Origin of the sequence: Alteribacter keqinensis, from assembly GCF_003710255.1 — a bacterium.
GTDB classification, from domain to species: domain Bacteria; phylum Bacillota; class Bacilli; order Bacillales; family Salisediminibacteriaceae; genus Alteribacter; species Alteribacter keqinensis.
Window position 1 is genome coordinate 2,375,394 of the sequence record NZ_RHIB01000001.1, and the last position, 18,719, is coordinate 2,394,112.

Annotated in this window: 20 protein-coding genes, 14 tRNA genes and 2 rRNA genes; 8 read left to right on the forward strand and 28 right to left on the reverse strand. The window is 45.6% G+C overall.

Annotation, left to right across the window (positions count from 1 at the left end; genetic code table 11):
• Positions 1 to 142 precede the first annotated feature (142 nt).
• Positions 143 to 370 (forward strand): DUF378 domain-containing protein, encoded by a 228-nt coding sequence (locus EBO34_RS11450; protein ID WP_026690818.1) that lies wholly within the window; start codon positions 143 to 145, stop codon positions 368 to 370.
• Between the two features lie 125 nt (positions 371 to 495).
• On the opposite strand, the gene yugI is transcribed toward EBO34_RS11450, so the two are convergent.
• Complete coding sequence (gene yugI, locus EBO34_RS11455) at positions 496 to 921, reverse strand: S1 domain-containing post-transcriptional regulator GSP13 (RefSeq protein ID WP_122898364.1); 426 nt, start codon at positions 919 to 921, stop codon at positions 496 to 498.
• Positions 922 to 1,350: 429 nt separating this feature from the next.
• Here yugI and EBO34_RS11460 point away from each other — a divergent pair, with 429 nt between their 5' ends.
• Positions 1,351 to 2,703 carry a sodium-dependent transporter gene (locus tag EBO34_RS11460; RefSeq protein ID WP_122898366.1) on the forward strand — a complete coding sequence of 451 codons (1,353 nt, stop codon included), beginning with the start codon at positions 1,351 to 1,353 and terminating at the stop codon, positions 2,701 to 2,703.
• A 261-nt stretch (positions 2,704 to 2,964) separates the two neighbouring features.
• Here the strand turns inward: EBO34_RS11460 and EBO34_RS11465 are convergent, their stop codons facing one another.
• Positions 2,965 to 4,128 (reverse strand): aminotransferase, encoded by a 1,164-nt coding sequence (locus EBO34_RS11465; protein ID WP_122898368.1) that lies wholly within the window; start codon positions 4,126 to 4,128, stop codon positions 2,965 to 2,967.
• Entirely contained in the window at positions 4,125 to 4,604 is a 480-nt protein-coding gene (locus EBO34_RS11470) for an Lrp/AsnC family transcriptional regulator (RefSeq protein ID WP_122898708.1), read from the reverse strand. The genes EBO34_RS11465 and EBO34_RS11470 overlap by 4 nt, the downstream gene beginning before the upstream one ends.
• A 140-nt stretch (positions 4,605 to 4,744) precedes the next feature.
• Between EBO34_RS11470 and EBO34_RS11475 the strand changes: the two genes are divergently transcribed.
• Entirely contained in the window at positions 4,745 to 5,368 is a 624-nt protein-coding gene (locus EBO34_RS11475; protein ID WP_122898370.1) for a cysteine hydrolase family protein, read from the forward strand.
• A 150-nt stretch (positions 5,369 to 5,518) separates the two neighbouring features.
• Here EBO34_RS11475 and EBO34_RS11480 read toward each other — a convergent pair whose 3' ends face one another.
• From EBO34_RS11480 to EBO34_RS11515, 8 genes are all read right to left on the reverse strand, one after another.
• Complete coding sequence (locus EBO34_RS11480) at positions 5,519 to 5,818, reverse strand: ferredoxin family protein (protein ID WP_122898372.1); 300 nt, start codon at positions 5,816 to 5,818, stop codon at positions 5,519 to 5,521.
• On the reverse strand, positions 5,800 to 7,095 hold the full coding sequence (locus EBO34_RS11485) for an FAD-dependent oxidoreductase (RefSeq protein ID WP_122898374.1): 1,296 nt from the start codon (positions 7,093 to 7,095) through the stop codon (positions 5,800 to 5,802). The genes EBO34_RS11480 and EBO34_RS11485 overlap by 19 nt, the downstream gene beginning before the upstream one ends.
• Entirely contained in the window at positions 7,088 to 8,134 is a 1,047-nt protein-coding gene (locus EBO34_RS11490; RefSeq protein WP_122898376.1) for an electron transfer flavoprotein subunit alpha/FixB family protein, read from the reverse strand. Before EBO34_RS11490 ends, EBO34_RS11485 begins: the two co-directional genes overlap by 8 nt.
• A 4-nt stretch (positions 8,135 to 8,138) precedes the next feature.
• Complete coding sequence (locus tag EBO34_RS11495) at positions 8,139 to 8,963, reverse strand: electron transfer flavoprotein subunit beta/FixA family protein (protein WP_249414043.1); 825 nt, start codon at positions 8,961 to 8,963, stop codon at positions 8,139 to 8,141.
• 287 nt (positions 8,964 to 9,250) lie between these two features.
• Positions 9,251 to 9,523, reverse strand: a complete 273-nt coding sequence (locus EBO34_RS11500) for a DUF3006 domain-containing protein (RefSeq protein ID WP_122898378.1) — start codon at positions 9,521 to 9,523, stop codon at positions 9,251 to 9,253.
• A gap of 12 nt (positions 9,524 to 9,535) precedes the next feature.
• On the reverse strand, positions 9,536 to 10,318 hold the full coding sequence (locus tag EBO34_RS11505) for an ABC transporter permease (protein ID WP_122898380.1): 783 nt from the start codon (positions 10,316 to 10,318) through the stop codon (positions 9,536 to 9,538).
• Positions 10,315 to 11,220, reverse strand: coding sequence for an ABC transporter ATP-binding protein (locus EBO34_RS11510; protein ID WP_122898382.1), 906 nt, complete (start codon positions 11,218 to 11,220; stop codon positions 10,315 to 10,317). Before EBO34_RS11510 ends, EBO34_RS11505 begins: the two co-directional genes overlap by 4 nt.
• On the reverse strand, positions 11,217 to 11,411 hold the full coding sequence (locus EBO34_RS11515) for a PLD nuclease N-terminal domain-containing protein (RefSeq protein WP_122898384.1): 195 nt from the start codon (positions 11,409 to 11,411) through the stop codon (positions 11,217 to 11,219). Before EBO34_RS11515 ends, EBO34_RS11510 begins: the two co-directional genes overlap by 4 nt.
• Before the next feature lie 155 nt (positions 11,412 to 11,566).
• On the opposite strand from EBO34_RS11515, the gene EBO34_RS11520 reads away from it, so the two are divergent.
• The 5 genes from EBO34_RS11520 to EBO34_RS11535 all read left to right on the forward strand — a co-directional run bounded on the left by EBO34_RS11520 (position 11,567) and on the right by EBO34_RS11535 (position 14,722).
• Positions 11,567 to 12,883 (forward strand): C40 family peptidase, encoded by a 1,317-nt coding sequence (locus EBO34_RS11520; RefSeq protein WP_122898386.1) that lies wholly within the window; start codon positions 11,567 to 11,569, stop codon positions 12,881 to 12,883.
• A gap of 135 nt (positions 12,884 to 13,018) precedes the next feature.
• On the forward strand, positions 13,019 to 13,843 hold the full coding sequence (locus EBO34_RS11525) for a DUF6612 family protein (RefSeq protein ID WP_122898388.1): 825 nt from the start codon (positions 13,019 to 13,021) through the stop codon (positions 13,841 to 13,843).
• A gap of 95 nt (positions 13,844 to 13,938) precedes the next feature.
• Entirely contained in the window at positions 13,939 to 14,259 is a 321-nt protein-coding gene (locus tag EBO34_RS11530) for a hypothetical protein (RefSeq protein WP_122898390.1), read from the forward strand.
• Positions 14,247 to 14,480: a phospholipase D-like domain-containing protein gene (locus EBO34_RS20475; RefSeq protein ID WP_142996787.1), complete on the forward strand. Its 234-nt coding sequence runs from the start codon at positions 14,247 to 14,249 to the stop codon at positions 14,478 to 14,480. The genes EBO34_RS11530 and EBO34_RS20475 overlap by 13 nt, the downstream gene beginning before the upstream one ends.
• Complete coding sequence (locus EBO34_RS11535; protein ID WP_249414044.1) at positions 14,444 to 14,722, forward strand: phospholipase D-like domain-containing protein; 279 nt, start codon at positions 14,444 to 14,446, stop codon at positions 14,720 to 14,722. The genes EBO34_RS20475 and EBO34_RS11535 overlap by 37 nt, the downstream gene beginning before the upstream one ends.
• 56 nt (positions 14,723 to 14,778) lie before the next feature.
• On the opposite strand, the gene EBO34_RS11540 is transcribed toward EBO34_RS11535, so the two are convergent.
• From EBO34_RS11540 to EBO34_RS11620, 17 genes are all read right to left on the reverse strand, one after another.
• Entirely contained in the window at positions 14,779 to 16,224 is a 1,446-nt protein-coding gene (locus EBO34_RS11540) for an NADP-dependent glyceraldehyde-3-phosphate dehydrogenase (protein WP_122898394.1), read from the reverse strand.
• 614 nt (positions 16,225 to 16,838) lie between these two features.
• Positions 16,839 to 16,914 (reverse strand) — tRNA-Lys (locus EBO34_RS11545).
• A 43-nt stretch (positions 16,915 to 16,957) separates the two neighbouring features.
• Positions 16,958 to 17,032, reverse strand: a tRNA-Glu gene (locus tag EBO34_RS11550).
• A 152-nt stretch (positions 17,033 to 17,184) separates the two neighbouring features.
• Positions 17,185 to 17,261 (reverse strand) — tRNA-Ile (locus tag EBO34_RS11555).
• Between the two features lie 35 nt (positions 17,262 to 17,296).
• A tRNA-Gly gene (locus EBO34_RS11560) sits at positions 17,297 to 17,370 on the reverse strand.
• A gap of 29 nt (positions 17,371 to 17,399) precedes the next feature.
• Positions 17,400 to 17,476: transfer RNA gene (locus EBO34_RS11565), tRNA-Arg, on the reverse strand.
• Position 17,477: 1 nt separating this feature from the next.
• Positions 17,478 to 17,552 (reverse strand) — tRNA-Gly (locus EBO34_RS11570).
• A gap of 10 nt (positions 17,553 to 17,562) precedes the next feature.
• Positions 17,563 to 17,637, reverse strand: a tRNA-Gln gene (locus EBO34_RS11575).
• A gap of 18 nt (positions 17,638 to 17,655) precedes the next feature.
• Positions 17,656 to 17,732 (reverse strand) — tRNA-His (locus EBO34_RS11580).
• Positions 17,733 to 17,747: 15 nt separating this feature from the next.
• Positions 17,748 to 17,821, reverse strand: a tRNA-Trp gene (locus tag EBO34_RS11585).
• Positions 17,822 to 17,826: 5 nt separating this feature from the next.
• Positions 17,827 to 17,911: transfer RNA gene (locus EBO34_RS11590), tRNA-Tyr, on the reverse strand.
• Positions 17,912 to 17,960: 49 nt separating this feature from the next.
• Positions 17,961 to 18,036: transfer RNA gene (locus EBO34_RS11595), tRNA-Asp, on the reverse strand.
• A gap of 6 nt (positions 18,037 to 18,042) precedes the next feature.
• A tRNA-Ser gene (locus tag EBO34_RS11600) sits at positions 18,043 to 18,135 on the reverse strand.
• Positions 18,136 to 18,148: 13 nt separating this feature from the next.
• A tRNA-Met gene (locus EBO34_RS11605) sits at positions 18,149 to 18,225 on the reverse strand.
• Between the two features lie 25 nt (positions 18,226 to 18,250).
• Positions 18,251 to 18,326, reverse strand: a tRNA-Ala gene (locus EBO34_RS11610).
• A 13-nt stretch (positions 18,327 to 18,339) separates the two neighbouring features.
• Positions 18,340 to 18,456, reverse strand: a 5S ribosomal RNA gene (gene rrf / locus EBO34_RS11615).
• A 97-nt stretch (positions 18,457 to 18,553) separates the two neighbouring features.
• Positions 18,554 to 18,719, reverse strand: a 23S ribosomal RNA gene (locus EBO34_RS11620); the annotation flags it as partial.

The window sequence follows — 18,719 nt, forward strand, 5'->3', positions numbered from 1 at the left end:
CAAAAAGAAGTCATGTAAAGAAATGTGCAATAACAGGTAATTTTATACAGATGTATAGTTCACGTCTCTTTTAATCATTATAAGGAAAGGAGCATTAGCTTCTTGAGTTAAGAATGAACCCCGATAAGGAGGTGAGGAGCGAATGAGCGGTATTCAACGCACAGCTCTTGTTTTGGCGATTATTGGAGCAGTAAACTGGGGACTAATCGGATTCTTCCGGTTTGACCTTGTAGCGGCCATTTTTGGCGGACAAGCTGCTGGTTTTTCACGTTTTATCTATGCACTTGTTGGTTTGGCTGGGCTTTACTGTATCTCCATTCTATTCAAACCAGACGAAGAGTTGGAACGCAGCCCGGAACCTCAGCGGTAATCCAGACCATTCGGTCCCAGACCTTGAGGGATCAAATAAGGAAGTAAAGTACAAAAAAAGGAGGCAACTCTCGGGAGCTGCCTCTTTTTGTCTTTGGAAAGCTGGATTCTGGGAAATCCTTTGCTTTATTTTTTTGCGCGCTTGTTAAGATCTGCTTGAATCTCATTAGACTGTTTTAACCAGCCCTTAAGTTTTTCTTCAAGCGTGTTGAAGCCTTGTGGCTTTTCGTTTGTGTGGCGTTTCGCTCCGCCACCGCCGCCCTGGCCTTGGCGCTTTGGACGCTCTGTGCGTGCCGGACGCTCAGGTTTTGGCTGAGTTTCGCGGATAGAAAGAGAGATCTTGCCGGACTCTTCGTCTACGCTTAGAATTTTAACTTTTACTTCGTCACCAACAGAAAGGTGCTCGTTAATATCTTTAACGAAACCGTGAGCGATGTGTGAGATGTGAACAAGACCTTGTTTTTGATCGTCTAATGCTACGAACGCACCAAAAGGCTTAATCCCAGTAACTTTTCCTTCGACAATGCTGCCTACTTCATATTTACCTGACATGAGAACAACTCCTATAGCTATTTATTAACTGGTTAATTATATCACAGCTTTTCTTTTGTGACAAAAAGGTAAATTTTCCATTGTTCCTAAATTCATACATCACGCTGGAACTAACCTTGTCTTTTATAACATAATCTTACTGATCGGTCAATTGTGGCCGGATCTTAAAAACTCCGTTGTTTCCTTAATAGTGCCTTCTAACGAGGATTAACAGATGAAGCCGGCATACCCTGCGCATTCCACGGGGGCTGGGGGACTTCCTTCTCTTACTTGTCCACATTTACATAATTTGAGATGCGAGTGTTTAACAATGAATGCCAGAGGAAAACTTCCGTTGACATTAGTGATGCAACGCTTTATAGTAGAAAAATATTGCAGAAAAAACGACACTTTTCTGATAAATACATTGCGTTAGAGGAGGTACTGACTATGTCCCAAAAGCAAGATCAGTGGACATCCAAACTTGGATTTATTTTAGCTGCAGCTGGTTCGGCTATCGGACTCGGTGCAATTTGGAAGCTGCCCTATGTGGCAGGTACCAGTGGCGGTGGTGCATTCTTTCTTATCTTCTTATTATTTACGATCTTCTTAGGACTGCCACTATTGCTTACGGAGTTTACGATTGGGCGGAAAACCCAGCACGAAGCAGTTACAGCATACCGGATGCTTGCTCCAGGTACATTCTGGCACTGGATTGGAAAGCTTGGTGTAGCTACATCATTTTTCCTTCTCTCTTTCTACAGTGTAGTAGGGGGTTGGATTGTTGTTTACTTTGCCCGCTCGATTACTGAAGGAATAGGCGGAAGGGGTGCTGAGGAGTTCGAGCAGTTATTCGGGCAGACCATCAGCAGCCCTGTCCTTGCTATATCCGCTCACTTAATTTTCATGCTCATGACCATCCTTGTCGTTCAAGGCGGTGTGCAAAAAGGGATCGAGCGTGTAAGTAAGCTGATGATGCCGGCTTTGTTTATTCTGTTCATTATTATTGTTATTCGCTCTGTGACGTTGCCCGGGGCAATGGAAGGTGTGGAGTTTTTCCTCCTCCCTGACTTTTCATCTGTTACAGGACAAACCGTACTTTATGCCCTCGGACAGGCATTCTTCAGTTTAAGCCTGGGTGTTTCCATCATGGTGACGTACAGTTCGTACCTGAAGTCAAATGAAAGCCTGCCGCGCTCAGCGGTTTCCATTGTCGGACTGACGATCTTTATTTCTATTCTCGCAGGGCTGGCTATTTTCCCGGCCGTCTTCTCATTCGGGCTCGAGCCTGCAGAAGGACCGCCGCTTATTTTCATCGTACTGCCGACTGTTTTCAGTGAAATCCCACTAGGCGGTGTGTTCTTTGTGGCCTTTATGGCACTCTTGTTGTTCGCAACATTAACATCAGCATTCTCATTGCTTGAAATGGTTGTTGCATCTGTGACGAAAAACGATCCTGCCAAGCGTAAGAAAGCAGCATGGGCCTGCGGACTTCTTATTTTCGTAATGGGGATTCCATCAGCCTTGTCCTACGGGATAATGGACGATGTTCTCATTTTTGGAATGACGTTCTTTGATGCACTCGATTATCTTGTGAGTAATATCATGCTGCCGTTAGGTGCTCTGCTTATTGCTATTTTTGCACCGCTTAAGATTAAGAAAGATGACCTGTATGAAGAAATGCAGAAAGGATCTGCATTCAAGCGAAGTTTATTTAACCTCTGGTACGTCCTGGTTAAATTTGTCGTTCCAATTGCAATCGTACTTGCATTCCTCAATACAATCATTCGCGGCGGCGTTTAAGAGAACTGTTTTGGGGTTTTGGGGTCTGTCCCCCGAACAATTGTGTAAATGAGCAGTTTGGGATTGACATGTTAAGAAATTTTGATTCTAATGTATAGACTTCAGTAGGCTGGGTACAATGTTTGGTGTATACAATCTTGTATTCCCCCTTTAACGAGGCAGAAGAAGCGGCATTTCAACCGCGCTTCTGCCTCGTTTTTTTGTGTGTAATTATACGAAAAAAGCCAGTGAGGAGATTTTCCTCTGCTGGCTTTTTTGCAATTATTTTATTTCCTTTAAGAAAGAATCGATCCGGTCCACTGCCTCCTCAAGCTGGGAAAGCGATGTAGCGTAGGAACAGCGGATGTGTCCTTCTCCGCCTTCCCCGAATACGTTACCTGGGACGACCGCTATCCGCTCGGCAAACAGCAGTTTTTCAGCAAAAGATTCTGAGGACAGCCCTGTTGATTTAATAGAAGGAAATGCGTAGAACGCCCCTCCCGGTGTATGACAGTCGAGACCGATGTCCTTTAACGAGCTCACAAAGAAGTTTCGCCGCTGTCTGTAGCTCTCAACCATTTCGAGCATTTCATCTTTCCCGTTTCTCAGCGCCTCAAGTGCCCCGTACTGTGCCATTGTTGACGCACACATCATGGCATACTGGTGAATTTTCAGCATGCCTGCTGCAATTGGAGCCGGCGCACAGACGTACCCAAGACGCCAGCCGGTCATGGCAAAGGCTTTTGAAAACCCGCTGATTAATACGGTTCGCTCCCTCATTCCTTTAAGGGCAGGAACACTGACATGCCGACCGTCGTATGTCATCTCTGCATAAATCTCGTCAGAGTAAACAATCAGATCGTGCTTCTCAATAACAGTGGCCACCTGTTCGAGCTCTTCTTTGGTCATCACCGTTCCTGTAGGGTTGTTAGGAAAGCATAACAGGATACCACGTGTGCGGTCCGTTACCCGCTCTGCAATCTGGTCTGCCGTAACCTTGAAGCCATTTTCAATCGACGTGGGTACAGAAACCGGCACGCCTCCGATTAACGAAACGAGAGGCGCATACGATACGAAGCTCGGTTCCACTACGAGCACCTCATCACCGGGGTTTACTGTGGAGCGCATAGCAAGATCAATGGCTTCACTTGCCCCGGCTGTAACTATGACTTCATTTTCAGGATCATAAGGAGTATGAAATTCCCGGTTTAAGTAACGGCTGATTTCCTCTCGCAGCTCCAGTATCCCGGCATTGGCCGTGTAGGAAGTCATACCCCGCTCTAATGAGGCTATGCTTGCTTCACGAATATTCCACGGAGTAGCATAATCAGGCTCCCCGACCCCTAGAGAAATAATGTTGTCCATAGAAGAGGCCAGATCGAAAAACTTCCGGATTCCCGACGGTTGTATACGTTCAACGGCTTCGGACAAATAGTGATTGGTCATGGAGACACCACGATGCGGTGATCTTCGTCTCCATCTTCAAAAACAACACCGTCATGCTTGTATTTTTTCAGCTGGAAGTGTGTGGTGGTTGAAAGAACAGATTCCAGTGTAGACAGCTTTTCAGATACAAACTGACCCACTTCGGACATCGTTCTCCCTTCAATGACGACACTTAAGTCATACGTGCCTGACATGAGATAAAGAGCTTTTACCTCCTTAAAACGGTAGATACGCTCAGCTACTTCATCAAAGCCTACACCTCTTTTCGGCTGTACTTTTACATCAATCATCGCTGTAATCCCTTCAGGGCTGTCCACCTTTGTCCAGTCAACAATCCCGGAGTAACCAAGGATCACCTTGCGTTTTTCAAGGGCCCTCATCATATCCTCAATTTCCTCTTCAGAAACATCAAGCATTTTAGCAATTGTTTTTACCGGCATACGCCCGTCTTTTTCAAGCAGACGAAGCAGTTCCATTTCCTTATCCAATTGACTGACTCCTTTCGACGACTATGTTTTATCAAACCCATTTATGGGAAAAGTAAGTACCGTTCTTCTCCATTGCTCCAACCCTTTTGCATATCGTCTATTTTAACAGAAAGAGAGGCGTCGTTACTATGGCAACTCCAAACAATAATCCTCATGTAACAGAATATCAGCATGTCGCCCTGTTACTGGTTGATGTGATCAATGACTTTGAATTTGCAGACGGGGAAAAGCTGATCCGCTATGCAAAACCTATGGCCGAGAAGATTGCCCGTCTGAAAAAACAGGCAAAAGAACTCAACATACCCGTACTGTATATAAATGATAATTACGGGCGCTGGCAGTCTGATTTTCAGGCCCTTGTGGACCATTGCATTCAGGAAGACGTACGGGGTCATGAAATTACGAAGCTTCTTGAGCCTGAAGATGACGATTATTTCGTTTTAAAGCCCCAGTTTTCAGCTTTTTTCAACACTCCACTGGATCTTCTCCTTGAATACCTGAACGTCAAATCCCTCATCATTACAGGGGTAGCAGGAAACATGTGCGTGCATTTCACAGCGAATGACGCCTACATGCGGGGCTATAAGCTCTATCTCCCTTCAGACTGTACCGCATCCAATCATGAAGAGGATAACCGTGAAGCCCTCGACCTAATGGAGCATGTGCTCCAAGCCGATACCACCCCATCAGATAAAATCGATCTTGAAGCAATTAAGTATTATTGGAGAGATAAGAAAAAGGATGTTCGATAATTCGAACATCCTCTTCTTTGAGCTTTTATCGGTCCATTTCAACCTTTTACCGGTCTAATTAAAGGTTTTATCCGTCTAATCCGGCCGGATATCGGTCATTCGACAAATTTCACTATAAACACCCAGCCTAACCAGGTCCGATTACTATCCTCACGCCAGCCTGAAGACAATACCGTGCCCGCCTTTCGGGTATTCCCACTTAATATTGTCAGCAGGACAACCGATCCTGCAGCTGCCGCATTCGTGGCATCCCTCATAGCCCACGTGCATCCGGTCCCCTTCCCACTTATAGACATCTGCCGGGCAAAAAATCGTACAATCTTTATCCGGGCACGATGTAAGACACACATTTTCGTCCTTTACCTCAAGATGTGACTTTGTGTCACAGCGGAAACGGACAAGGTACTGTTTCTCTTCAATCGTTTTAGCCATTATTTCATCACCTTCCATGCTCGGTATAAATCCTTGGCAACGGCGATTTTTCCTTTCCCTTCGGTAATACTTTTAATGATCCTGCTCTGCTTTTCTTTTTTCGGACTTCCGTCCACGGTAAAAAAGGAATTGGCTGCCTTATTCATCATTGGAATGTAGTCGGTAAAATACTGTGGATGTTCTTCAAAGGTATGGGTGACATCTTTATATTTTTTCAGATCTTTTCCAATGAAACTGTTGTACAGCTCTTTTCGATAAGAATCCAGTGTGCGCTCTGTAAAGTCATCCAGTTCTTTTGCCCTAACGATGGCTTCAGCGGCCATCTTCCCTGAGCTCATTGCCATGTTTGAGCCTTCCCTGTGAATGGCGTTTACAAACTGGGCTGCGTCACCGACAATCATGACACCGTTGCCTACCAGACGGGGAACCGATTTGTAGCCTCCTTCAGGAATGAGGTGGGCAAGATATTCCGATGTCTCTCCCCCTTCAATATAGGGACGGATCATCGGATGTTCCTTTACATACTCGAGGAGGTGATACGGCTTGAGTTTTTTCTTGATCATGCCGGATAACGTCGTCCCAACGCCAATGTTCAGACTGTCTTTATTCGTGTAAAGAAACGCTGTTCCCAGCAGTCCCTGAGTGGAATCCCCGAAAATCTCCACACTCACACCCTGATCGTCAGCTACATTGAATCGTTCATTAATTGTTTTCTTCGGCAAATTCAATACTTCCATTACAGTAAGTGCGACTTCATCCGGCTTCCATTCTTTATGAAAACCGAGGCTTTTTCCTAGCAGAGAGTTCACTCCGTCAGCCAAAACAACGACGTCTGCATACACATCTCCGTCGGGCCGGTCAGTCCTGACACCGACAACCCGATTGTCTTCCACAATACATTCAGTGACGACAGTTTCATTGATAAGAAGAGCTCCCTGCTCCACCGCTTTACCGGCAAACCAGCGGTCAAATTTAGCCCGGAGAACCGTGAAGTTATTAAACGGTTCTTTTCCCCATTCAAGTCCTTTATAGCTCGTCGTCACCATGGATTCTTTATCCAAAAACCAGAACCGCTGCTCGACGACCGGGCGCTCCAGCGGGGCTTCTTTCCAAAATTCAGGAATAATCTCTTCCATCTGCTTCCGGTAGAGAATCCCGCCCATCACGTTCTTTGATCCCGGGTATTCTCCCCTTTCAATAAGGAGCACATTAAGACCGGCTTTTGCCGCTGTGTACGCACAGCTCGTTCCGGCAGGACCTGCTCCTACAACAATCACATCGAATTTATCAGCCACGAGAAGTCACCCCTTCCTCGGTTTCACTATGAGACAGTGCTTCCTTAAAGGCGGTTGTAAGCATGGGAACAACGGTGAAGGCATCCGCCACGATGCCGTAGTGGGCTGCCTGGAAAATGGGAGCTTCCCTGTCGTTGTTTATGGCTATGATCAGTTCCGAGTTTTGCATCCCCACAAGGTGCTGGATAGCCCCGGATATGCCTATGGCGATATATACTTTCGGAGTAACCGTCACCCCCGTCTGCCCAACCTGGTGATCATGACCGCAAATACCTGCTTCAACTACATCGCGGCTGGCTCCTAGTGAGGCATTTAACGTTTCAGCCAGTTCCCGGACCATGGCAAATCCTTTTTCATCCTTTATGCCTTTCCCGGCAGCCACTATAACGCTCGCCTCTTCCAGGTTCACTGCTTTTTTTGCATCCTTCACAATTTTGAGCACCTTAGTCTGGAGATCTTCTTCTTTCACATTGATTGTTTCTTCAATGACTTCTCCGGTCCTTCCAGCCTGAAGCGGGAGGCGTTTGATTACTTTCGGTCTTACAGTAGCCATCTGGGGCCTGTGCTTTTTACAGAGGATGGTCGCCATAATGTTCCCTCCAAATGCAGGGCGGCTTGCTTCGAACAGACGCTTTTCCACATCTACATCCATCAGCGTCGTATCTGCAGTAAGACCGCAGAGGACATCTGTAGCTACAGCACTGGCCAGATCTTTTCCGTTAGACGTTGCTCCGTAAAGAAAAATCTCCGGCTTATATTTTCGCACCAGGTCACCGACAGCCGTCATGTACGTTTCTGTACGGTAATAATGAAGCACGGGGTCATCGATCAGGTAGACTTTATCGGCACCTGCTTCAAACACGTCTTTTGTAAGTGACTTAACCTCTTCACCAAGGAGAACACCACACAAATCCACTTCAAGTTTATCCGCCAGGTCCCTTCCCGCAGCCAGGAGCTCAAGGCCGACATCAAGAAGCTGTCCTTTTTTTTGTTCAATGTACACCCATACTCCGCGGTAGTCATCAATATTAACTCTCATGCCTTCAATCGCCGCCTTTCCCTGCAAACAGTTCACGTTCTTTCAGCAGTACACCCAACACGTCTTTTACTTGCTGTCCGGCCTCGCCTTCAAAAAGCGTTGCACCTTTACTTTTTTCCGGAGGCCACATTTTCCCTACAATGGTCGGTGATCCTTTCAGGCCGAGCTGCTTAATGTCTACATCCTCTAAATCGTCCACTGTCCAGATCGATGGCTCATAGCGGGCAGCCCGGATCATGTTTGGAAGAGGAGAGTAGCTTACATCGTTGATTTCTTTTTCTACTGTTAAAAGACATGGAAGGGCTGATTCAATTAGCTCGTATCCTTCTTCTACTTTTCGATGGACCTGAATACGCTGTTCTTTTCGATTTACCTCCGCTACTTTGTTTACGCAGGTAAGTGGTGAAATCCCGAGCCTTCTGGCAATACCGGGCCCGGTTTGTCCCGTATCACCGTCAATAGCGTGCTTTCCGCATAAAATAAGGTCGACTCCTTCAAGCTTTTGGATTCTCTCTATGGCTTTGTATAGAGCGTAGCTCGTGGCAAGGGTATCTGCTCCGGCAAAACGCCTGTCAGAGATGAGGATTCCTTCATCTGCGCCGATTTCCACACATTTTCGTATGGCGTTTTTGGCCTGGGGAGGCCCCATGGAAAGAACGGTTACTTTTCCACCGTGTACTTCTCTCAGTCTCACTGCTTCTTCTACAGCGTGGGCATCATATGGATTTAAAATTGCCGGTGCACTGGAGCGGTCGAGAGTATTCGTTTTCGGGTTTACTTTAATGATCTTCGTATCCGGTACCTGCTTAATGCATACGAGGATGTGCAATGGTTTTTTCACCCTTTCTGACATGAAAATGAAAGCATATATGTGCCTGTTCATGGTTGAATATTTAACAAGGGCCCGGCCTTTGTGCATCGATTCACGTATAGGCAGAGGCAGCCACTTTGCTTTCATATATATATGTGACAAAAACAGACTTATTCGGGTGACAAACCCCCCTCCCCAAAAAACCGATTTACACAATTGTTCGGGGGACAGTCCCCCACCGGTTTAAAGTGAAAAAGTCCCCCTCTGCCGCAAGAGGACAAAGGGGGACTTGCTATACATTTGTATTACTTTTCATTCTTATAACGGCTCTGTTTTTTCTTTTTCAGCTGCTGGAGCTTGGATTGAATGGAACTTTGCATCGATGTTGTTTTTTCCTCATCGAGTACCACACTCGATACGGTGTCTTCGACGAAGGTGACAATGAACCAGTCCCCTTCCTTACTTTTAGGAGGCACTTTCTGTATTGGTAGGATTACTTCCTTTTCTTCTTCGCCAACAAGAAGCACTGCCCACTGACCATCTTCAATCCGGTCGAGCACAGCTTGTTTTTTTCCCATTCGATCACGTCCTTACGATGATATGACTTCCTTACGTTTTACACTGTACACACTCAGCGAGATCATACATGCAATGAGAACTGCGGTTACCGTGATGGGAAGCCAGAGCCCCTCACGTGGTTCTCCCGTGATCAACCATTCATAACTGTGTGAGGTAAGCATACCGGGAGACCATTCCATAACTTCAGGTAACACCCCGCTTATCAGGGAAAGTACGATCGCGATACCGAGGGTTAAAAAAGCCACAGCCGCGCTCGATTTAAAAAGACTGCTGAATAACAGTAACAGCGTAATAAGAAACAAAAGCCAGAGCAGAAAAATGAGTGCACCACTTATAACCGGACCAACAGGTACTGATTCTATAAGCAGAACGGTATAATAAATGCCAGCAGCCAGACCCAGCACGTAAGATACTGTTACAATTGTCGCAACACCGGCCCATTTTGCAGTAATAAAGTTAGCATAGGAAACAGGCTTCACGAGGACCATAACCCACGTCCCCTGCACACGCTCATTTACAATAGTTCCCATAAAGGCCAGAACGAGGATTAACGTACCAATCTGACTAAACTGACCGAGAGTTTCTGCAATCACCTGCCCCCCTCCGGGTAACGAAATATCAAAAACCGCTCCTTCAGGAAGCCCGCCAAACTGCTCCATGATCTCCGGCAGATAAAAAGCCGTGACAGGCTGCATCATGCCAAGGAGCATAAACACAAGGGGGACCCACAGCCACTTAAAGCTGCGCCACTGCTCTTTCAGCTCTTTTTTGTATAAAACCGTCCACTGCCTCATGATTTCGTCACCTGCATAAACAAATCCTCCAGACTTGTTTTTACAATTTCAAAACGGACAGGCTGCAGAAGATGAAACGCAGGGTCATTAAGGATTGCAACTCTTGCCTGATGTAAATCACTCACCGTTAATGTAACCGCCTTCTCTTTGATTTCTGCATTTCTTATCCACTCCGCCGTAAGAAGATTTTCGCTCCATTCGTTCAGGTTTTTCTCGGTTTCAATATGTACGGCCGGCTGCTGATATTTTTTCTGAAGCTCCACAAGACTTCCTTCAGCGATCACTTTCCCTTCTTTCATGATATAAATGTCATCACTTATCTCTTCAGCATCATGAAGGACATGCGTCGAAAACAAAATGGTCGTTTTTTTCTTCATTTCCCTCATAAGTTCAAGGACTTCCCTCCTGCCGTGGGGGTCAAGTGCCGACACAGGCTCGTCAAGAATAACCAGTTTCGGATCATGAATCAACGCCTGTGCTATACCGAGCCGCTGTTTCATCCCGCCGGAATAACCGGCAGTCTTTTTCTTCATATCTTTTTCAAGTCCCACAAGGGAAAGAAGCTCCTTCCCTTTACGAACCGCATCTTTTTTCGGCAAGCCCGACAGTTCCCCCAGATAGCTCACATACTCAATCCCGCTCATCCAACCGTAAAATGTCGGGTACTGAGGCAAGTATCCAATATGCCCCCGGTGATCTCCTCCGTCTTTCTCCAGAAACCTCACCTTCCCTGAGGTTGGCTTGCTTAAGCCTGCCAGCATGTTAAGAGTCGTCGTCTTCCCTGCCCCATTTGGGCCAAGCAAGGCTGTACAGGCTCCCTCCCGAATTATAATATCGAGTTCCTTTATTGCCTTCACCCCGCCGAAGGACTTCGTTAATTGCTCTGTACTAATCACACTCATTCGTTAGGTTTCCTTCCGAAAATAAAGTAGAGGACAGGACCGATCATATTAGCGAAAATAATAACAAGAACCCAAAGCCATTTGGGTCCGTTAACCTTATCCTTTTTTATACAATCGATTAATGCTGCAGTCATTAAAATAAGCTGAATGACAAGTATCGGTGTCACAAGTGTCCAGTTAATGGATTCCATAATAAATTGCCCCCTTCGTTCCATTTTGTCTACTCTACTTGTTTACGAAACATAATCCATGAAAGTTTCAAATACCTCACAGTAAATGTGTATGGATTTCCCTGCACATTGATACACTGACAATAAAGCCGGAGAAAAAGTGAGTTGGAACGACAATGAGCAAAAACGTAATCATATTTTTAATTATCCTGACAACAGGTTTTCTGATGCACTTTTTTTCAGAGTTCTCCTTGGTTAGAACAACAGATTCCTTCGACAATGCTACTCAGTCTGTCAGTGTTTCACTGCCTGAACTTTCTGGCCTGGAAGAGACCACGGTTTCCTTTGACCAGTTAGGGAAAGACCTCGGCGGTACACCTTATAACGGGAGGGGAAAGTCGCCTGAACAGGGATTTTCCACAGCCACACTGACCCAGTACATGTACGAACAGATTGAGGGAGTACTCCTGTCCCGCCATGCCCGGCTTCAGCAGGAACTCGGAAAAAAGGTGAAGAGATCCGTACTTAAGGAAGGAGATCTCTTGTTCTTTAAAGGGAACAAAAGCACACTCACAGGTATTTACCTTTCTAATCATGACTTTGTTACAGCTACAAAAGACGGCGTTGCCATTCGTAACCTTTCACAGGATGCTTACTGGAAAAAACGCTTTATTGAAGGCAGGCGTCTGACAGATAAAGAAAAAAAGATGCTTACACCTGCAACCCATTTAAAACACAGTCACCCTGCCATAACAGAAGCTATCTCTCTTTTACATCGACCCTACAGACTTACCGGGGATACTCTCGCTGCCTTTGACTGCTCATTTCTTGTTCAGCACGCTTTTGAAGTGATGAATATTCACCTGCCACGCATCACCTATCACCAGTTTGAAGTTGGAGAAACCATTCCTTTGGAAAAGGCAAAACCGGGTGATGTCATCTATTTTTCCGGAACCTGGCAGAAAGGAATTTCTCATACGGGAATCTATTTAGGCGAACGTTTTTTTATTCATGCCAGTGGTGAAGAAGGAGAAACAACGATCTCATATCTGGGTGATTCCTGGATGCGCCACTTTACAGGTGTAAAGAGGTTTGACACGCTTCAGGTTAACCGCAATCATCCGATTGTCGATAAGGCATACGGGCTCCTTAACGTCCCTTATCATCGAAAGGGCAGTTCCCCTGAGAAAGGATTTAACCGGAGCGGGTTTCTTCATTACCTTTATTACAGGTATGATCGAAATTTTCCCCGTTCCCTGAAAAAGCAGTGGCAGTATGGAGAAACTGTGAAACACGGTGATGAACAACCAGGTGATGTATTCTTTTTCCGCTCAGATAATAACAATCCCCTTCCTGCCATCTACATCGGCAATACGCAGCTGATTGTTGTAAGAGAAGATGACGGGGTTTCCATTGTCGATCCACGGTTCAGCCACTATTGGACCAAAGAAAGGCTGATGGGTATCAAACGTTACGAATTAGAAGAGGAATAAAGATGCAATACGCAACTTTAGTCCCGATTCCATGATTTAATGTAAGAAAAAACACTTCTTCCGAAACTTTCCTCCCCCCGGAACGTATGGAATAATAGTCCAGATACAATACAACTTTTTTGGGGGTAACGCGATATGAAGAAAGTATTATTGGCAAGCTGCCTATCCGGTGTAATCATCCTCACCGCAGCTTGTTCAGCTGAGAGTGATGACGGATTAACAGCCGAAGAAATCCTTCTCAAGTCAGAAGAAGCCATGGAAGAGCTCACCAGCTACTCTATGAGTATGAAAAGTACTCAGGAAATGAGTGCGGACGGAGATACTCAGGAAATGGATATGGAATCAGAGATTGATGTTCTTATGGAACCATTAACAATGTTCCAGACAACGACAATGGATATGATGGGCATTTCCATGAACTATGATACGTACTTCTCGGAAGAACACGGCTTTTTCATGGAAGACCCAAATGCAGGAGGCTGGTTTAAACTTCCCGACTCTTTTATGGAGGAAATGATGGCACTATCAGATGTTCAGATGAGTCCTGAAGAACAGCTGCAGCCATTTAAAGACAACATCGAAGAACTGACTGTGGAAACAGAGGAAGATCACTATATCGTGACATTGAAAGGGGACGGCCTTGATACGGACGCCCTGAAAGAACAGATTTCATCCATTACAGGCGACGGTATGAGTGAAATGTATGGTGATGCTCTGGACAGCATGGACGTTCACGAACTTGAGTATGAATTGTTTATTGACCGTGAAACGTTCTACAACACAGAAGCGAATATTTATATGGACACTACTGTTGATGACGGAATGTTTGAGCTTGATTTGAAGCAGAACATTCACATCCTGTTTACTAACTTTAACGGAATTGATGATCTGGAAGTACCTGGAGAGGTTATTGAAAATGCAGAGGAAGTCTCCGAAGAAGATTTGTTCGGCGGATTCTAAAGTGACAAACGTGAAACGGCTCTCTTAATGAGAGTCGTTTTTTCATACAGAGAAAGGGTACCTTTAGAGTAGTTGCACCAAAGGAGAATCGTTGTATGAACTCAATACTGAAAGATAAACGAAACCTGTTTTATTTCCTTCTGCTCTTTCTTATCATCATCCTTACAACCGTTGCTTTTTACGGTTTATTTAAACCGCTCCCTGAAGGTGTGAGTTTTGAAGGTGAAGAGCATACGATTGCTGATGCACAGTTTACTATGACCTCACCTACCAGAATGAAGACGGTGAATGGGTTTACGATCAATCTATTTACGATGAGATTATTGAAGTCATCGACAGAGCAGAAAGCCATTTGCTTCTGGATATGTTCCTGTTTAACGCCTACCATGACAGAGACCACGATATGCCCCGGGTAAGCGGGCGTATTACAGAAGCCCTGGTGGCAAAAAAAGAAGCCGATCCTTCCATTGAAGTCATTTTCATTACTGACGAGTTTAATACAGGCTACGGCTCTCACGACTCGATTCATCTTGAGCAACTTGAAAACGCACTATTGATATTCGCTGGTTTAATATTGATAAAGAACAGTACCATACAAAAATGGTGCTGCTCCAAAAGGAAAATGAATCAGTTATAATTGGAGGCTCTTCTAACTTTACCCGGAGAAACCTCGATGACTTTAACCTTGATGCCAGTATAAAAATTACAGCGTCCAATCAGACAGCTATTGCAGAGGATGTAAACCTGTATTTCGAAAAAATTTGGAACAACGAAGACGGTATGTATACACACCTTCTCGATGAATATGAAGATGACCTTTCTTTTTGGAAACCTCTTGTATTCCGGCTGCAGCAATGGTTTTATGTGACTACTTACTAAGTACAAAATAATCCCCCGCCGGTCAGGCAGGGGATTTCATATACCCATTTACATAATTAGAGGTTAATGACTGTAACTTTGTCACGGAGCATAGAATCAATGCTGCGGCCAATTCCCTGTACACCTTGTCCGGAGTTTTTTACCCCCAGGAATGGGAAGTGGTCGGGACCACGGGATGTTTTGCCATTCAACTGAACAGTACCTACTTCCAGTTTGTCCGCAATCTTAAATGCATCGTCCATGTTCTTTGTAAAGATACTTGCCTGAAGACCATAGTCGTTACGTCGTTCCAGGTCAATCGCTTGATATGTGCTGTCGATGCGAATGACAGGAAGGACAGGTCCGAATTGCTCTTCCCATGCTACACGCATGTTCTCAGTAACGTTATCAAGAAGTGTAGGGTGCAGGAGGTTATCCTGACGCTCACCAGTTGTAACCACCTTGGCACCTTTTTCCTTCGCATCTTCGATCAGGGCTTCTACATAGTCTGCTGACTTATCGTTGATCATTGGTACAACACCTGCACCTTCAGATGCTTTTCCTACCTTCAGTCCTTCAATCTTTTCTTTCAGCTTCCCAATAAGATCATCAGCGACACTGTCCATCACAAGAACACGCTTGATCGCTGTACAACGCTGGCCGGAGTAGCTGAATGCTCCGCCAACGATTTCACCGGCTGCTTTATCAAGGTCTGCATCCTCAAGTACAATCGCAGGGTCCTTGCCGCCAAGCTCCAGAACCACAGGAATCATGGAAGCTTCTTTTGCAATGTGTTTACCTGTCTTTGTACCCCCTGTGAAGCTGATCATATCCACATCAGGGTGCGTCACGATGAAATCACCGATAACAGAACCACGTCCTGTAACAACGTTTAATACGCCTTTTGGAAGACCTGCTTTTACAAGAGCTTCAATCATTTTAATACCACTGATTGCTCCCTGGGTAGCCGGTTTAAAGAGAACGGCGTTTCCTGTTACCAGAGCCGGTGCAATTTTTGCCGCAGCCAGGTTTACCGGATAGTTAAAAGGAGAAATAGCGAGTACGACACCATGCGGGACTTTTTGGACCATTGCTTTTTTGTTCTTACCGCCTCCGGGGAATCCGTCCCCTGTCATATATTCGCCTTTTACACGAAGGCCCTGTTCAGCTGTGTAGCGGATTAATTCAGCTGTTCTTGTTACTTCAGCTTTAGCTGAAGATAAGCCTTTTCCAACTTCACGCTGAATGATGTCACCAATTTCATCTTCCATTTTCTCAAGTTCATCAGCCCAGCGATGAAGCAGAGCAACACGCTCGTCAAGAGGAGTGTCAGCCCACTCAGCCTGAGCCGCTTTACTTGCTCTTGCGGCTTCATCTGTTTCTGCCTGAGTCATGGAAGGAACATGCCCTACCACACTTTTATCATCTGGAGATTGAATCTCAATTGTTTTGCCTGATTCACTTTCTCTCCACTCGTTATTTAGTAAAAATGAATAAGTTTTATTATCTTGTTGAATTGCCATGATTAAATCACTCCAATAGGTTCTAAGATTTAAATTTCTGTATATACAGGCGAGTCTCATTCATCAATGTTTCTCATTAAAACATGTGAAAACCCTTTCGTACAAGGCATTTGCTCAGATTAATAAATCTTTTTTCCTATAATAACAGTGAAAAATCTGCTCTATTCCTTTAGCTTGACCGGATCACAGCGCTTTCATAAATTCGTGAAATTTTTTTAAATTTATATTAAGTGGCTGCTAAAGCATGCTCCAGTTTCTTACTTAAATTCCTGTTGTATGAAATAATTGGGGGGTGAAGATTTCTGTTTAGGAGTTATAAGCTCGTTCGTCTATATTGCTGCTATTTGAATTATCTTTAAGACTTGGTAATTATAAATGAAGCCTGCGTACCTTCAGCTTTCCACCACGGTGCCGGCAATCCTGCGCTTGTGCTTCTTTCTTTGCCAGCAAAGCTTCGAATCTGCATGTCGAAGCAGTCGCAGTTGGAAAAGGAAGAATCTACTACAGCGAGGGCTTATAACTGTAAGGTCCTCGGATCATATTTCTGTTTTCGGATAAAAAAGGACATAAAAAAACAAGGCTGCCTGTAAGCACCTTGTTAAACTATGTATAAATGGTGAGCCATGAAGGACTCGAACCTTCGACCCTCTGATTAAAAGTCAGATGCTCTACCAACTGAGCTAATGGCTCCTATTTTAATATCCCTAAGCTGCGATATTCTGGTTAATTAAGATGGTGACCCGTACGGGATTCGAACCCGTGTTACCGCCGTGAAAGGGCGGTGTCTTAACCACTTGACCAACGGGCCATAAAAAATTTATGGCGGAGAAGGGAAGATTTGGACCCTCTCGCAGCTTACAAGACCTAAACCCTTAGCAGGGCAGCACCTTCAGTCACTTGGGTACTCCTCCAATGGTTCTACAAGCAGAATAGGCAAACTACTGTGGAACTAAAGCAGAATGGTGGGCCTGAGTGGACTCGAACCACCGACCTCACGCTTATCAGGCGTGCGCTCTAACCAGCTGAGCTACAGGCCCAAGTTATTGAAGGTATGTCGTTTTAAGCATAGCAATGGAGCGGGTGATGAGAATCGAACTCACATCATCAGCTTGGAAGGCTGAGGTTTTACCACTAAACTACACCCGCGTGTGTTATTCTTCAATATTAAATTAAAATGGCGCGCCCGAGAGGAGTCGAACCCCTAACCTTCTGATCCGTAGTCAGACGCTCTATCCAATTGAGCTACGGGCGCGTGGAGCGGAAGACGAGATTCGAACTCGCGACCCCCACCTTGGCAAGGTGGTGTTCTACCACTGAACTACTCCCGCAAATAAAAAATGGCAGGGCTAGCAGGATTCGAACCTGCGCATGACGGAATCAAAATCCGTTGCCTTACCGCTTGGCTATAGCCCTAAGTTGTAATTAAAATAATGGGGCGATCAATGGGATTCGAACCCATGCATGCCGGAACCACAATCCGGTGCGTTAACCAGCTTCGCCATGACCGCCACAGTAAATAAAATTGGCAGGGGTAGCAGGAATCGAACCCACATCAAAGGTTTTGGAGACCTTCGTTTTACCGTTAAACTATACCCCTAAACATGGTGGAGGGGGACGGATTCGAACCGCCGAACCCTGAGGGAGCGGATTTACAGTCCGCCGCGTTTAGCCACTTCGCTACCCCTCCATGTTTACTTGCCGATAAGCTGCGAATCTCTTCGTCAACGTAAATAAAATGGCGGTCCCGACCGGGATCGAACCGGCGATCTCCTGCGTGACAGGCAGGCATGTTAACCGCTACACCACGGGACCAGATTATGGCGGAGGAAGAGGGATTCGAACCCCCGCGGGCCGTGAAGCCCCTGTCGGTTTTCAAGACCGATCCCTTCAGCCGGACTTGGGTATTCCTCCGCAAAAGATTATTTGGTAGCGGCGGAGGGGATCGAACCCCCGACCTCACGGGTATGAACCGTACGCTCTAGCCAGCTGAGCTACACCGCCAAATAATTAAAGCATATAAAGTTAATGGTGGAGCCTAGCGGGATCGAACCGCTGACCTCCTGCGTGCAAAGCAGGCGCTCTCCCAGCTGAGCTAAGGCCCCTTTATTAGTACTTGCCCAGCGACGTCCTACTCTCACAGGGGGAGAGCCCCCAACTACCATCGGCGCTGAAGAGCTTAACTTCCGTGTTCGGCATGGGAACGGGTGTGACCTCTTCGCTATCGTCACTGGACAAATCATGAAATTGAGAAAGGCATGCTCTCTCAAAACTGGATAACAGCTTCGACTTCTTTATGAGTTTCATTAGAAGACTGAAACAACATCGTTTTCTGGATAAGCCCTCGATCGATTAGTATCTCTCAGCTCCGCATGTTGCCATGCTTCCACATGAGACCTATCAACCTCATCGTCTCTGAGGGATCTTACTTACTTAACGTAATGGGAAATCTCATCTTGAGGGGGGCTTCATGCTTAGATGCTTTCAGCACTTATCCC